Annotated in this window: 12 protein-coding genes and 2 pseudogenes; all 14 read right to left on the reverse strand. The window is 47.4% G+C overall.

Annotation, left to right across the window (positions count from 1 at the left end; all coding sequences use genetic code 11):
- Positions 1–34 precede the first annotated feature (34 nt).
- Positions 35–1,458, reverse strand: a pseudogene (gene lpdA / locus ACBP55_RS22180) (dihydrolipoyl dehydrogenase).
- Positions 1,459–1,664: 206 nt separating this feature from the next.
- Positions 1,665–2,726, reverse strand: coding sequence for a 4-hydroxy-2-oxovalerate aldolase (gene dmpG, locus ACBP55_RS22185; protein WP_464645017.1), 1,062 nt, complete (start codon positions 2,724–2,726; stop codon positions 1,665–1,667).
- A 1-nt stretch (position 2,727) separates the two neighbouring features.
- The gene (locus ACBP55_RS22190; RefSeq protein ID WP_464645019.1) at positions 2,728–3,543 is read right to left on the reverse strand and encodes a hypothetical protein; all 816 of its coding nucleotides are present in this window, start codon (positions 3,541–3,543) and stop codon (positions 2,728–2,730) included.
- Positions 3,544–3,683: 140 nt separating this feature from the next.
- Positions 3,684–4,418, reverse strand: a complete 735-nt coding sequence (locus tag ACBP55_RS22195; protein ID WP_464645021.1) for a 2OG-Fe dioxygenase family protein — start codon at positions 4,416–4,418, stop codon at positions 3,684–3,686.
- A gap of 32 nt (positions 4,419–4,450) precedes the next feature.
- Positions 4,451–5,629: an aminotransferase-like domain-containing protein gene (locus ACBP55_RS22200; RefSeq protein ID WP_464645023.1), complete on the reverse strand. Its 1,179-nt coding sequence runs from the start codon at positions 5,627–5,629 to the stop codon at positions 4,451–4,453.
- 111 nt (positions 5,630–5,740) lie between these two features.
- Positions 5,741–6,637 (reverse strand): LysR family transcriptional regulator, encoded by an 897-nt coding sequence (locus tag ACBP55_RS22205; protein ID WP_464645025.1) that lies wholly within the window; start codon positions 6,635–6,637, stop codon positions 5,741–5,743.
- A 175-nt stretch (positions 6,638–6,812) separates the two neighbouring features.
- Entirely contained in the window at positions 6,813–7,049 is a 237-nt protein-coding gene (locus ACBP55_RS22210; protein WP_464645027.1) for an ACT domain-containing protein, read from the reverse strand.
- Between the two features lie 13 nt (positions 7,050–7,062).
- Complete coding sequence (locus ACBP55_RS22215; RefSeq protein ID WP_464645029.1) at positions 7,063–7,956, reverse strand: LysR family transcriptional regulator; 894 nt, start codon at positions 7,954–7,956, stop codon at positions 7,063–7,065.
- An 11-nt stretch (positions 7,957–7,967) separates the two neighbouring features.
- Positions 7,968–8,972, reverse strand: a complete 1,005-nt coding sequence (locus tag ACBP55_RS22220) for a quinone oxidoreductase family protein (RefSeq protein WP_464645030.1) — start codon at positions 8,970–8,972, stop codon at positions 7,968–7,970.
- A gap of 60 nt (positions 8,973–9,032) precedes the next feature.
- The gene (locus ACBP55_RS22225) at positions 9,033–10,094 is read right to left on the reverse strand and encodes a Glu/Leu/Phe/Val family dehydrogenase (RefSeq protein ID WP_464645031.1); all 1,062 of its coding nucleotides are present in this window, start codon (positions 10,092–10,094) and stop codon (positions 9,033–9,035) included.
- Between the two features lie 14 nt (positions 10,095–10,108).
- The gene (locus tag ACBP55_RS22230) at positions 10,109–10,924 is read right to left on the reverse strand and encodes a GNAT family N-acetyltransferase (protein WP_464645032.1); all 816 of its coding nucleotides are present in this window, start codon (positions 10,922–10,924) and stop codon (positions 10,109–10,111) included.
- Positions 10,921–12,058: pseudogene (gene menC / locus ACBP55_RS22235) on the reverse strand (o-succinylbenzoate synthase). The gene ACBP55_RS22230 and the pseudogene menC overlap by 4 nt, the downstream one beginning before the upstream one ends.
- 46 nt (positions 12,059–12,104) lie before the next feature.
- Positions 12,105–13,244, reverse strand: a complete 1,140-nt coding sequence (locus ACBP55_RS22240) for a M20 peptidase aminoacylase family protein (protein ID WP_464645034.1) — start codon at positions 13,242–13,244, stop codon at positions 12,105–12,107.
- 23 nt (positions 13,245–13,267) lie between these two features.
- The gene (locus ACBP55_RS22245; protein WP_464645036.1) at positions 13,268–14,749 is read right to left on the reverse strand and encodes a M81 family metallopeptidase; all 1,482 of its coding nucleotides are present in this window, start codon (positions 14,747–14,749) and stop codon (positions 13,268–13,270) included.
- Between the last annotated feature and the right edge of the window lie 48 nt (positions 14,750–14,797).

A 14,797-nucleotide genomic window follows, 5' to 3' on the forward strand; every position in this document is an offset into this window, starting at 1 on the left:
GACCCTCCTAAACATTTCTTATATCCGATGATGTTCATGAATGAATAGCCCTTCGGTCTACAGCCAGTGCAGCTTCTCCCAGTATCTCTGCCAAGGAAGGATGAGCATGAATCGTTTGGGCGATTTCCCAAGGGGTAGCATCCAAAGATTTGGCTAATGCCCCTTCTGCGATCAGATCCGAAACATGCGGACCAATCATATGAATGCCTAATATATCCTCTGTTTTGGTGTCCGCGACTATTTTGACAAAACCATCGTGCTCACCATAAATCAGAGCTTTACCAATTGCTTTGAAAGGAAAATTGCCTGTTGTAATCGAATAGCCCTTATTCTTCGCTTCTTCTTCCGTCCATCCGATACTGGCGATTTCAGGGCGGCTATAGGTCACCTTAGGCACCTTGGTGTAATCCAGAGGATGAGGGTTTAGACCTGCTATATGCTCTACAGCTATGACCCCCTCATGAGCAGCAACGTGAGCCAATTGCATGCCTCCAATGACATCCCCAATGGCATAAATATGATTTTCAGCCGTTTGAAAATATTCGTTTACCTGAATGACACCCTGCGCCACTTTCACTTCAGTATTTTCGATGCCAATATGATCGACATTCGCCGTACGCCCCACGGAAACCAAAATCTTCTCAGCTTGCAAGGCAAGAAGCTCTCCGCCTTGATCGGCTTGAATCGTAACCGTTTTCCCTTCCTTCAAAAGGGTATCAGGCAATACCTTCGCACCTGTATGGATTTGGATGTTGCGGCTTTTCAATAATCGAGTCATTTCCTTGCTAATCTGGGCGTCTTCCAAGGGGAGAATACGTTCTGCAAACTCTATGATTTGCACCTCTACCCCCAAATCATTCAGTAAGGAAGCCCATTCAATTCCTATCACCCCACCGCCAACGACGAGCATGGATGTTGGCAAGACGTCCAATTGGAGCGCTTCGTTGCTTGTTAATACATACTGTCCATCCGCTTCCAGTCCGGGGAGAACATGCGGTCTGGATCCCGTGGCAATAAGCAAGAACTTAGGAACTAAAATCTCCGATTGCCCATCCGCACGAGTGACGGCCACCGCTCCGGCTTGCGGAGAAAAAATGGAAGGTCCCATGGCTCGACCTTCTCCTTCAAATACGGAGATATTCCCTTTTTTCATTAAATATTGAACACCTTTATGCAGTTGATCGACGATACTTTGTTTCCTTGCTTGCATTTTCAAAAAATGAATCGATATATCACGAACCTCAACTCCAAATTCAGCGCATTGAGTAACGGTGTGATACACCTCAGCTGAACGAAGAAGCGCTTTACTAGGAATGCATCCCCGATGAAGGCAAGTTCCGCCAAGTTTATCCTTTTCGACAACCGCTACCTTCATGCCTAATTGGCTGGCGCGAATTGCGGCCACATAACCGCCGGTCCAGCTCCTAAGACGACTAGATCAAATTCGTTTGATGACATGGCTGAAACTCCTCTCGCCACAAAATTGAAATCGCTTTCATTTCGTCGCCTATATGTGACCCCAAACCTGATCTATCCTTCATGTAAGCTATATTTTTATGATATCATTCAAAAAAACAGATAGAAAATACCGGTTTTGTTGGATGATCATACCTTTTAGGAATACATGTTTTTCAGTAAAACCAATACGAAAACGCATGTCGCTTTTAGTGAAAAGGAATACCGCTAGCTTGCTGCGGAGAGGAAGGCGACGGATTCATGTTGTTCGTTCGTTCCTCGATGGCTCCATCGGCTGATCTTTCGATATCCGAAGCGCTCATGCCTCGGATCACCAAGCTGCTGAACAGGTCACGTACATCTGCGCCATATTTACCGAGCAAGGGGAGGGTAGTGAACAAAGAATTGCCTCGAATGCCCATAATACCTAAAGATAACGCGCCTTTTTCAATATATTGCGGTCTGGGCATCACCTTCAACAGCATTTCATCGGCAGCTTGCAGAAGAATGCTTGCATCTATGCCTGTTTCATAGCCCATTTTGTGAAGCGCGGCTACAAGCACTTCCGTTGGGGCATTGCCGGCACCGGCGCCAAAACCGGCAAGGCATCCGTCAACCAAGTCTGCCCCCTCCTCCACAGCGATAAGCGTGTTGCCGACGGCGAGTCCCAAGTTGTTATGACCGTGAAATCCGATGCGAATGGATAGATGCTGCCGCAATAGGCTCACTTTGGCGCGAACCTCATCTATCGTCATCGCCCCTGCAGAATCCACGATATACACAGCATTCGCGCCGTAAGACTCCATTTTCTTCCCCTGCTCCAAAAGCTGTTCCGGTGAGGCCGTAGAACTCAGCATGAGGAAACCGAACGCTTCGAGCTCCAGCTTATGGACTGCTTTCATGTATCTTTGCGCAAGATCGGCTTCCGTAGCTAGCGTTGCTACGCGAACGACTTGTGCTCCGGCTAGCTTGGCCGTTTCCAGATCGGTCAACCTGCCGACGCCGGGCAGCAGCAAGGCGGTAATACGCGCTTTGCGAGCTGACGCCTTCGCAGTGCCAATGGCTTCCGCATCCAATAGAAGACTTTTGCCAAAATGGAGACTAGACCCGCCAATGCCATCTCCATGGGAAACCTCAAGGTAAGGAGTACCTGCTTGATCTAAACTGGAAGCCAGGAAAGATAAGGTCTCCGCAGTGTATTGGTGTAAAAGCGGATGACACCCGTCTCTCATCGTGGCATCTAATACTTGCACAAATCGCTTAGTCCCCATGTTAGAGCCCCCTTTCTTGTTGCTGCTTGACCCATTGCTCGCCCGCCCGACATGCGGAAGAAGTCAACAGATCCATGTGGCCGTAGCCTTGAGACAACGGCTTGCTCCATGACCGCACCTCAATCACGAATGTGAGGATCGAACCGGAATAGGAAGGCGTGTACCTCAAACGATACCCCGGAAAATCGTTGGAAATCTCAGCAGCAGTTTGTGATAATAACAAGGTAACCGCAGATGGATCGACCCCTTCCTCCAGTTTAAGGTGCACGATATATCGATTCTCAGCGGATTCCTCATCCGGATTGAGGAAAATCATCGACTTCGCCTGCAAGGCTCCTCCTATTCCTATCAGAGCAAGCTCTGTGGCTGACATATATTCGTCCAAATGAGCTCTGAATTCGGTATCAGCTGCTTTACTCGGAATATCACTGATCACCTCCGCTTCTTGAATCAAGCAAATCTGCGAAAGCGCAGCAACCATCGGCACAACAGCTTGTGCCGATGGGGATACAAGCTGGATGTGGGCACACTCCTGCGGAGTCTCGGGAAGAAGTCCATAAAAGTCTCCTCTCCCTTGCATTTCCGGCACCAGATGAATATATCGTCTAGCGGATCGATGATCAGGGTTGTTTGCAAATTCACCTAATGCAGTGTAGCTCGTATTGAACACAAGCTGAATCTGTTCATTATTCAGCACTTCTTCGATGCTATTCGCGCAGGAAATATTGTGTTTGCCAAGGCCCTGTATGCCAGAATCCCCGAATGGCGTCCATACGCATTCCAGAATAAAGCTATGGCTATGATTCATTAGTTTCATCAGAAGTCTTGTCCCAACTGCCCTTGCCCGATCAACGCCGCTTTCATTAACATGGGGTGTTCATCCTTTCTCGTAAAAAGCCTGCAAACAGCAAGATAAGTCAAGCCGTTTCTGCTTAACTTATCTCTCCATCGACCAATCTATGCTTTTTTAGTAAACGCAGCTACTAATACATCACGGTAACCATCGACTCCATCCGGCAAAATCGCGCTAACCCCATGCATCACTTTAGTGTCATCGGCAAAAATCAGATCAAGCGGCTGCAGTATGACGCTTTTCAGCGGATTTCGTTCATTATCATAAATCGTGCTTTCTCCGCCAATAACGTTCTCGCGCGCCACGACCATCATAAAGATGTAAGTGACGCCGTCCCGGTGGACACCCTCCGGAGCCGGTTCTCCCTGCTCATTGGTTCTGGCCAAGATGCGGATGGGGTGTAAAGATACTTCCCAATTGCTTGCCCCCTCCAAATGTTCCACCACATTGAATGCCCATTGGAGCAATCCTCTCAGAAATCGGTTGTCAGTAGTCTCCGCTTTCATTGGATCAAAGTGTCTCACCACGCCGCCGTTTAAGTAATTGATATCCGTAGGCTGGTAATAAGGGCGATCGAGAAAGAAGTTCATGGAGCGATCCGAGGTGGAATATTCAATCGTCGCAAACCGGCGAAGCCGGTAGGTCCCATTATCCTTCATATATTTATCCACCGGCTGATTATTGAAGCTTTGGGCAAATTCCTTCCAATCATCCTCACGGAAAAAATCAGCTTGCTTAAAGAAATCGCTTTCAATCGGACAAAAGCCTTTAGCCTTCAGTTGAGCAGAAACATGGCACACATCCAGCGTTGTTTGTGCCCCTTTTTTCACTTGTTCCATCTCTGATTTCACTCCTTCTATGGTAAATGTCGTTACAAAAACTCCCGGATCACGGCAGCCAATCGGGGAATACCCTCCCTAATTTTCTCCTCCAGCATATTGGAAAAATTCAGACGCAATACGTTCTCATGACCGCCATTTGGATAGAAGGAACCTCCCGGCACAAAAGCGACGCCCTTTTCCAAGCTTTTCTTTAGAATCTCTCGAGCATTGACCGCCACTGGCAGTTCAACCCAGATAAACAATCCCCCTCTCGGCTTCTTAAACGAAGCTTCTTTGGGGAATTCCCGCTCCATGATCTCCAGCATCAAATCTCTTCTATTCCTGTATACATCTTTAATTTTTCCGATGTTTTCGTCCAAATCGAAACGTTCCATGTACGTATGGACAATTCGTTGACAGAACGTCGACGTATGCGTATCCGCCGCTTGTTTGGCGATGACATACTTTTCCATCCATTGCGGGGAAGCGCACACCCAACCGATCCTAAAACCGGGACATAGAACTTTGGAAAAGGAGCCGAGAAACACGACTTGACCCTTCTGATCGAACGAAGCAAGCGACGGAAGCATCTCGCCTTCGTACTTTAATTCGCCATATGGATTATCCTCGACGACTACGATATCATAACGACCTGCAATCTCCATCAACGCCTTGCGCCTTGCTAGAGACCATGACCGCCCTGTAGGATTCTGGAAATCCGGAATGACATAAATCAGCTTCACCCGATCTGTAGTCTCCAAAATACGGGTCAGTTCCTCCATGATCATCCCTTGATCGTCCGTAGGCACTTCTATAAATTTCGGATTGTAGACGCGAAACGCCTGAAAAGCACCTAAAAAAGATGGGCTTTCACATAATACAACGTCTTCATCATCGAGGAATAACTTGCCTGACAACTCGATCCCCTGCTGTGATCCGCTTGTGATCAATATGTCCTGGGGTGAGTACGATGCAGAGAACTTGGCGAGCATTCGCTGCGCAATCTGCTCTCTTAAAGGCAGGAACCCTTCGGTTATCGTGTACTGTAACGATTGTTTGCCGTGATCAGTCAATACTTGCACAGACGCTTCTTTGATCTCCTCGATCGGAAAAAGCTCCGGCGCCGGCATCCCCCCGGCAAAAGAAATCATTCCAGGCTGCTCCGTCATTTTCAAGATCTCCCGAATGTCTGATCCATGCAAATGATCCATTCTTTTGGAAAACTTCATCCTTCCTATTTTCCTCCTTTCGTCCATGAATAAGCTTGTTACATCCCTAATTTTACTACCCCCTATTCCATTCGTTAAATACATATCATGCATAGAAACCATTCAAAAAAGCTATAGTCCCGGTTTATTAGGCAGGTTTGCCTGGATATAGGCAAGAAACTCCCGGGAAGCATATGAAAGGTATTTATCCCGACGATAAATCAGCGCCAATTCCCAAGCAATATTAGGTTGGGAAATCGAAACGACATGAACCGCGAGATAATTCAAACGGCTCGCCATCGATCTGGGAATCAACGAAATTCCTAATTGAGACGCCACCATTTCACAGCAGAAATCCCACAGAGATGTCATATGGGCCACCTTGGGTTCAAACCCCGACTGCACGCAGGCTTGCCAAACCACGTCGTGAAGGACAAATTCTTTGGTAAACAGGACGAACGGTTCATTCGTTAATTCGAATAAACTTACGGACTCTCTTCCAACCAGCCAGTGCTCACTGCCGACAATGGCAACCAGCTCTTCAGACAACAATGAAACCGTCCCATAATGCTGGGTGCTCACTGGCAACACGGTGACTCCAAAATCGACATTTCCTTGGTCCAGCTGCATCTCTACATGTTTCGCGCTGAATTCTACCATTTGAATCTCAATCCTGGGGTACTTCTTCTTGAACCCGGTTATAATTTGGGGAAAAAGCAATGCGCTGACCGTAGGCAATATTCCCATCTTCACTTTTCCTCTTTGTACATGAACCATCTCATTCACAGAAGAGGACAAGTCTTCCATCAACTGCAAAATTTTCAAAGCCTGCTCGTAAACGAGTCCCCCCGTATCTGTGAGATCAACCTCCCGCTCCGAACGGTCCAGTAAAGTAACTCCCAATTCATCTTCGAGGCTTTTGATCATCTTGCTGATGGAGGGTTGAGAAACAAACAGGACTTGCGAAGCTTTTGTGAAATTTTTATGTCTGGCGACCTCTACAAAGTATTGAAGCTGTCTAATATCCATCTCCTCTGGACTTGCCCCCCCACTTTTCTCCAAGTTAATGACTTAACTTTTAGAACGTTTGTGCGTTCTTGGTAAATAATCGCTTTCATTACGTCACCTATATGTACGAAAACGCATGTCACTTGTGGCAACATGCGTTTTCGTTTCTATAAGCAAATATTTTGTTTTTTTCATCTTATTCTTCTATAAGGCTAACCGAAATAACCTCAATAATTTTCTCTATTTGGAGGGCTATTCTGAAAAGTCGAACTTCTTCTCCGCTGATGGTGACCTTAATTTGGTTAACACCGTCCTCCACTTTCCCCCATGTTAATGACTCAATGTTTAGAACCCTTCTCATAATTACCCCAATTACTCTGGGAAGAACTTCTTGATTGTCACTCACCAAAATGCAAAAAGTCTGGGATATCATACAAGGCCTCCCATTACACGTTATCAAATATGTCGATAAATGTTTGTGCGCTCTTGGAAAGGTAACGGTTTTGAAGCCAGACTATCCCTACCTCGGATTGAAAAGAGGTATCGTAGATATCGAGTACTTGTATGTCCGGTATCCGAAATGAAGTCATAACGGACTTTGGCAATATCGTGGCTCCTATACCGGCTACAACTAATGCGATTATGATCGCCACACTCGAACATTCGCAGGTCATATTCGGTTCAAATCCAAAACGTCTGCATTCATTTACAATTTTTTCATGCAACCTGATAGTTTTATCACTTTTTACAGCTAAAAGCTGCAAATCTGCGAGATCTTTCATGGAAATGGAATGTCGTAAAGGAAAACAGTTCCACTGTCGAGGTACAACAGCCACAAAGGGGTCAGAAGGTAATCGCTTTATGGCATATTTGCCTGAATCATAATTCGATTCAAAAGGAAGTCTCGTGATCACGAGCTCAATATTTCGATGCTCCAAATATTCCGCAAGTGTAACATGATCCCCCTCCAAAATTTTAAAGGCAACACGAGGGTATTTCTGACGGAATTCACCAATCTTTAGCGGAAGCAGGGAGATGCATGAAAAAACGGAACCGACAGATAACGTTCCCTGCAGTCCGTTTTCAATATCTTTTACTTCTTTTACAGCCTCATTCAAATCGTGCAGCAAACTTTCCGCCCGTCTTTGCAGAACCTCTCCCGCTTGTGTTAGCTTCATTTGCTTTCCATTGCGATCAAATAAGGTTACGCCGAGTTCTTCTTCCATCAATTTAAGCTGTCGACTTAAGGGAGGTTGTTCCATATGCAGCGCTTGGGCAGCGCGAGTAATTTGTTCTTCTTTGGCAATAGCCAAAAAGTAGTTCAGTTGGCGAACATCCATGATTCCCCTCCTTAAGGCATACCCAACGTGATTTTACCGAAGTTTTGATTCCCCTCCAAATCGAATAGAGCTTCTGCCGCTTCTTCGAGGGAATATGTACGGCTTAGAACCGGACGGATGTGATGTTCTTCAAAAACGCGGAGCATTTGCCCAAACTCCTGCGGACTTCCCATCGTTGTCCCTTTAATATCCAGTTGTTTAAAAAACATTTTGGCGGGTGCCAGCTCCGGAATGGGTCCGCTTGTCGCCCCGAAGATGACGATGCGTCCAGCCGGTTTGGCCAGATAGAGCAGCTGGTGGAAGGTAGGCCCGCCAACGCCATCCATGATGAGGTCGGCCTCGCCCATCACGTTTTTCAAATCCTTGGCCCAATGCGCCGAACGATAGTTGACTCCCCCTTTCGCTCCGAGCATTTTCGCTTTCTCGAGTTTATCTTCGCTGCCGGAAGTGACAAACACATTCGCCCCTTTCAGCACGGCCAATTGCAGGGCGAACAGGGCTACCCCGCCGCCGATGCCGGGAATCAATACCGTCTCCCCTTTTTGCACACAACCCTTAGTGATCATGGCTCTATAAGCCGTTAAACCGGCCAAAGGGAGCGCTGATGCTTCCTTCCAAGAAAGGTATTCGGGTTTGACATTTACATTCTGACTCGGAACGGTGACATATTGCGCGTAAGTTCCATCCGTTGGCATACCCAATATGGAAAATTCGGGACTGGAGTAAGCTAGATGCTCCCCCCAGTTCAAAGCGGGATTGATGATAACGGGACCGCCAAGCGGAATGTCCTGCACATCATCGCCCAAGGCGACAACTTCACCGGCTCCGTCCGCTCCCAGAATCGAGGGAAGCTTCAGTCCAGGATACAAACCATGAGTAATCCACAAATCTCTACGATTTATAGCGGCGTACTTTAATCGCACCAACACTTCGCCTGCCTTGGGCTCCGGTGTATGAACCTCTTCGTAACGAAGCTGACGGGGACCGCCTAGATCTCGTAATATCACGGCTTTCATATGAACCTCCACCTTTCCTATGACGGCCTCAGAGACTCAATCTAGTCGGCACCGCCAAATTTATACTTCGCAGCTGGCTTTCCGTCGTGAATGGATGCGTTCCTCAGCAAGACGATCTGCCGCCTTATAAGTTGGTAGACCATCGCGCTTTGAAATTTCGAAGATCAAGGAAGTGGTGTTATATATTTCTTTCACTTTATTAAATGCCCGTTCACGATCGTAACCGTCCAATTCATCGGCAATATTAATCACGCCTCCGGCATTAATGACATAATCAGGTGCATACAAAATGCCCATGCTATGAATCAGATCACCGATCCGCGCTTCCTTCAATTGATTGTTTGCTGCACCAGCAATGACTTTTGCTTGCAAACGAACGATTGTTTCGTCATTGATGGTGGCTCCCAATGCACAGGGAGCATAGATGTCGCAACTAACGCCATAAATATCTTTCGGGTCAACCGTTTTGGCATTATATTGTTCTACGACCTTCTTTACTGCCTCCTTGTTGATGTCGGTTACAATCAATTGCGCTCCTTCTTTATGCAAATAATCGCAGAGAAAGTTGGCAACGTTTCCTACGCCTTGGACGGCTACCGTTTTTCCTTCCAAAGAATCGGAACCAAAAGCTTCTTTGGCCGCTGCTTTCATGCCTTGATAGACACCGAATGCCGTTGCTGGTGAGGGATTACCCGAAGACCCGTATTTGGCGGATTTCCCTGACACGTACTTCGTTTCCTGCTGAATGATATCCATATCCTCTACCGTTGTGCCTACATCCTCAGCAGTAATGTAGCGTCCGTTCAGGTGTTGAATATATCGTCCGAATGCGCGCAGCATTTCTACATTTTTATCTTTTTTAGGATCACCTATAATGACACTTTTTCCCCCACCGAAGTTAAGCGACGAAACGGCGTTTTTATAAGTCATTCCTCTGGACAACCGCAGAGCATCTTCGATTGCAGCGTCATCGGAAGCATAATTCCACATTCTCGCTCCGCCCAGTGCCGGACCCAGTGTGGTATCGTGAATAGCAATGATCGCCTTTAGTCCCGAACGCTTATCCTGACAGAACAATACCTCTTCATAATCGTCTTGCACCATAGATTGAAAAATATCCATATCGACCCTCCATTCTATGATATTTTTTCAACTACATAATAATGAACTGGATCCTCGCTGCGCAGTAACCCTGTGACTACATATCCGTTTGCCAAAGCATGCTGAAATTGATCGCGCAGGGTAAGTCGCCATTCTTTCGCTAAATCTATCTGATCTCGTTTCATATCATGAAGATAGCGTGGCACCGGAATGATATACTCGTTCTCATTCCCAAGCTCTTGACCAGGAACAGGGCGGGCAAAGCTCCCTGATTGCAACCACTTCACCAGTGACGGATAGCTCTGCCATCTTTCACTGGTAATGGATTTACCTGCAGCGGCTTCAACTGCTCGCACGGATTCCAACTCCCACTCGACCAGAAAGCGGTCTGACGGCAATCCTTTATTCACTTCGTCAGCCAAATCTCCGTAATAAGCAGGTAAGTATGTCCGAATCGTACCGCCTAATTTGCAGAGATTGAGATAAGCATTTCGCGTCTCCAGCGGGTCGAACGTCCAGATGATTTTTTTATAGCCGTAATCAATAGCCCAGAGGCGCTGTTTGTGTTTTAGCTCATAACCGATGCCTAGATCGCGATATTCGGGATCTATCGCCATCATGTGAGAACATAGTGAGACTTCACCGTTCTTATATCCGGCAAACCCGTAGCAAAAACCAACCAATTTGTCTTGATCGTACGCTCCAATGACGACCCCGCCATAGTGAATTGCCGCTACAAGCTGCGCCAACGGCGTTGTAGCCTTGTTTCCCCAAACTTGACGTTGCAACTCTTCGACATCTGACATGTGCTCTGGTTCGGTTACTATTGCGTAATGAATCACAGGTTTCATTCTCTCACTCCTGCTGCTTGGCGACTGTAGCTCTCTTGGCGGACAAGGAACTTCTTAACACTCTCTGGTCTGAGCTCGTAGCCGATTCCCGCCCCTGTCGGGACAGCAAGCACTCCTGGTGCAAACAAGACTACTTCCGGTTCTACGATGTCTTCTACCCAGTAGCGATTGGATGCCGAGGTATCGCCTGGAATCGTGAAATTGGTCAGTGAGGTTATCGCTATATTATGGGCGCGCCCCACTCCGGTTTCAAACATTCCGCCACACCAGACAGGAATGTCGTGCGCCTGACACAAGTCATGAATTTTTTTCGACTCAGTCAAACCGCCTACACGGCCTACTTTAATGTTAATTATCCTGCAGCTGCCCAGTTCAATCGCTTTCCGCGCATCCTCCACCGAGTGAATGCTCTCGTCCAGACAAACCGGGGTTTGCAGCTCTTTTTGCAGCTTGGCGTGGTCAATGATATCGTCATGGGAAAGCGGTTGCTCGATCATGATCAAATTGAACTGATCCAGTTCCTTTAAAATGTCGAGTTGATCCATCGTATAGGCGGAATTGGCGTCTGCCATCAGCGGCACATCCGGCCCAAACTGTTTGCGAATGGCACGCATCGGTTCGATATCGAAGCCAGGTTTAATCTTCACTTTGATTTTTTTATAGCCTTCATTGATAAAACCTTCCACTTTCGCCAACAACAGGTCTATGGTCGGCTCAATCCCGATACTAACACCAACATCGATGGTCGTCTTTTTCCCACCCAAACCGACTGCCAGCGAGATACCTTTCTGCTTGCAGTACAAATCCCACACAGCACCTTCCAATGCTGCTTTTGCCATATTGTTGCGGCGAATCGGGGCAAAGAGGTCGTTCACTTCTTCCGGTGACGTAATCTCAGACCGAGAGCAGTTTGGGAATAAGAAATCTCTCCAGCATATACCAGACCGTGTCCGTTGTCTCCTCGTTGTACATAGGGAATGGAAAGGATGTGCTCTCCCCGTATCCTGCAGTTCCGTCTGTATCATAAACGGTTACCAGCACCAAATCTCTTTTGTCCATCCGTCCAATGCTCGCTTCAAAAGAAGCCTTAAAAGGCATAATTAATCGTTGTAGTTCTACTCGTTCAATGTTCATCTATACGTCCCTGCTTTCATTTTAAATTACTCCTGTTTGCAGAAGTTTATGCTCGGGCAGCTTCAGACACTGCGCTTGATAAAATTTGTGTGCCGTATACCAAAGATTCCAGTGCAAACGTCATGTGGGGATGGTGCAGACCGGGCTTTAAATCGCAACCGAGTCCAACCATCGTCGATGCTAGGCCGGTCTTCTCCAGCGGGTAGAAATGAAAATCCTCCCCTCCCTGCGTCACGCACCGATCCGCCACATTATTAGGCCCAAGAACCTTGCTGATAGCTTCTTCCGCGATCTTTATCATCGTCTCATTCACAGTTGCTGCTGGTACATAGCTGCCATACTTCCACTCCACGGAAGTACCGGTTAATGCAGTAACGGTGTGAAGCACATGTACGGTTTTTTCTTTTAACTCGGTCATTCCTTCATTGGTCTGAGCTCTCAGATCGAGCGTAAATTCAGACCTTTCCGGTATGACATTGGAGGTTTCACCGCCTCCTTGCAATTGCGTGATTTTCACAGAAAACGGGCACCGTGCTTGCAGGCGAATTCCCTGTAAGGCTTGAATAATCAAGGCTGCTGCTTCAAGAGGATTTTTACCATTTTCCGGGCGAGCAGCGTGGGCTTGCAGACCCTGAATCACACCCCGAATGGACGTAGACGCTCCATGCACAATAACGGGAGCCGCTTTGCCATACGGCACTTCCATACTAGGACGCAAATGCACCCCTAAGAGCGTCGTTACGCCATCCAAGGCGCCGTCGCGGATCATTTGAAGCGCTCCCTCCCCTTTCTCCTCCGCAGGCTGAAAAATAAAGCGAATCGTTTTATGGGGGCGAATCTGACACGCAGCGAGAGCTAATGCGGTATGGAGGACCATCGTACTGTGAGCATCATGGCCACAAGAATGGTTAGCCTTCACAACCCCGTCTACCTCCTGTACCAATGCATCCATGTCGGCACGAAGAGCTACAACATCCGTTGTTTCCCCTGGAATCTCCGCTACAAGACCATAGTGCCCGGCAAACGTGTGAACAGAAAAACCAGCCTCTTGCAAGCGTTCTTGCAAGTAGCGCGAGGTTTTCTCTTCTTTCCAGCTGGGCTCTGCCAAATCATGCAAATCGCGATAGGTTTGAACAATATGCTCACGCTGTTGATTCACGTAATCATTCGGCATGTAAGTACTCATTGGTTAACTCCGTTCCCTACCTATTATGAAATTTCTGCTTGGAATGTTGTTTCGTCAAGCGGATAAATCGGTCGCGATAACCGTTTGTAATCAAAGAAAGAAAACTGAAGTGTCGTTAAGCCTGGTGAATCTACCGTAATGATTTGTTTGCCGATGGATTCGAATGCTGCCCGGAAATGCTGACTGGACTTCAAAGCAACAATTTTATAAGTGTTAACGTCGATTCCATGCAGCAGGTAAATTTGTTCATCAAATACTTGTGATCTGACGGAACAGACGATAATATCGAGACCGCCTGCCTGTAAGCGTACCGATTTGCCGAGGTTGACACGCAAACCTTTCCACATCGACGAAGATATATTGAAGCGGCCATCTGTGAGCGATTTGACAGTGGCGGTCAACTCAATCGGTTCCCCGTGCAGCTTATCTACTTTTCCGCCCAATTTCACAGTAATCGTCGTTCCCACTCCCGCTTCATGAGCGATTTGTGCAACTTCGGGGTCGTAGATAAAGGCGAAACAGGCATTTTGCAAATTAGCTTCAAGCATCGCCCGCAGCAAATACGTGCCGTCGCCTGATGACCCGCCGCCGGGATTGTCTGATGTCTCGTTGATGACAATCGGCAGACCTTTAGCCGCAAGCGCCTTCTGGATGCCTACAGTCGGCGATTGGACTTGCGGGGTGAATTCTTCCCGCTTGGCCCATATTTGGTTCGCTACGTCGTCCGCCACTTCTTTGGCTAGTAGCTGGTCGCCATTGGTAACAACAACTACGGAAACGCAAACGTCCGGATGGTCGGTATAAGAGAAACCGTGAAAGAAAGCACAGTCAATAACGTTAGGGTGTTTTTCCCATTCCCAGCAAATCGTGTTGATATCTTTAGCCGGAGAGAGATTCGTCGTCGAGGTGGGGATCATCAGCGGCAGCTTGGTCAAGTGCATAGCCGTTTGAAGTCCGTCCTTCACCATTTGCACAGCAATATCGACGGCTTCCATGCCTCGTTCATAGCAATCCGTATGCGGGTACAAATGCACACCGAGCAGTACATTTGCTTCCGCAGCCATTTTTTCCGTAATATTTCCATGCAAATCAAGCGTTACGATCAGAGGCAGTTCGTAACCGACCAGACTGCGAACGTATTGTAAAAGATCGCCTTCCATATCGTCGATGCCATCGACAACGCCCGCTCCGTGCAATGAGAGGCAGAATGCATCAATCGCTCCGGCTGCTTGAATGCCTGCCGCCAATTCGCTTTTAATCGTTTCGTATGTCTCTTTCGTTATCTTTCCGGCAGGCTCAGCTCTCGTAGAAAACGTAGGAACTACTTCAATCCCCAAAGCTTCTGCGTGATCGATCATACCTCCCAAATAATCGCGTACACCTCTGTGATTCGAAAGAATGGTATCGCCTCGTTCCCACGCCCATTGCTTGAATAATTCTACGGTTGTCTCAACGCTCGAAAAGGTGTTGGTCTCATGCACCACTTCACCAATTGCAATTTTCATGACGGTGTTCCTCCTAAGTGTTTGTAATTCCGAAGATCACGAAGCTGG

It is taken from the genome of Paenibacillus sp. WG02 (assembly GCF_055396115.1).

What these genes read in the sequence shown, in the direction of transcription:
- ACBP55_RS22210 (WP_464645027.1), bottom strand. Translation starts at nt 7,049, where the DNA reads ATGATATCCCAGACTTTTTGCATTTTGGTGAGTGACAATCAAGAAGTT.
- ACBP55_RS22205 (WP_464645025.1), bottom strand. Translation starts at nt 6,637, where the DNA reads ATGGATATTAGACAGCTTCAATACTTTGTAGAGGTCGCCAGACATAAA.
- ACBP55_RS22245 (WP_464645036.1), bottom strand. Translation starts at nt 14,749, where the DNA reads ATGAAAATTGCAATTGGTGAAGTGGTGCATGAGACCAACACCTTTTCG.
- ACBP55_RS22230 (WP_464645032.1), bottom strand. Translation starts at nt 10,924, where the DNA reads ATGAAACCTGTGATTCATTACGCAATAGTAACCGAACCAGAGCACATG.
- ACBP55_RS22215 (WP_464645029.1), bottom strand. Translation starts at nt 7,956, where the DNA reads ATGGATGTTCGCCAACTGAACTACTTTTTGGCTATTGCCAAAGAAGAA.
- ACBP55_RS22190 (WP_464645019.1), bottom strand. Translation starts at nt 3,543, where the DNA reads ATGAAACTAATGAATCATAGCCATAGCTTTATTCTGGAATGCGTATGG.
- ACBP55_RS22240 (WP_464645034.1), bottom strand. Translation starts at nt 13,244, where the DNA reads ATGAGTACTTACATGCCGAATGATTACGTGAATCAACAGCGTGAGCAT.
- ACBP55_RS22200 (WP_464645023.1), bottom strand. Translation starts at nt 5,629, where the DNA reads ATGAAGTTTTCCAAAAGAATGGATCATTTGCATGGATCAGACATTCGG.
- ACBP55_RS22225 (WP_464645031.1), bottom strand. Translation starts at nt 10,094, where the DNA reads ATGGATATTTTTCAATCTATGGTGCAAGACGATTATGAAGAGGTATTG.
- ACBP55_RS22195 (WP_464645021.1), bottom strand. Translation starts at nt 4,418, where the DNA reads ATGGAACAAGTGAAAAAAGGGGCACAAACAACGCTGGATGTGTGCCAT.
- dmpG (WP_464645017.1), bottom strand. Translation starts at nt 2,726, where the DNA reads ATGGGGACTAAGCGATTTGTGCAAGTATTAGATGCCACGATGAGAGAC.
- ACBP55_RS22220 (WP_464645030.1), bottom strand. Translation starts at nt 8,972, where the DNA reads ATGAAAGCCGTGATATTACGAGATCTAGGCGGTCCCCGTCAGCTTCGT.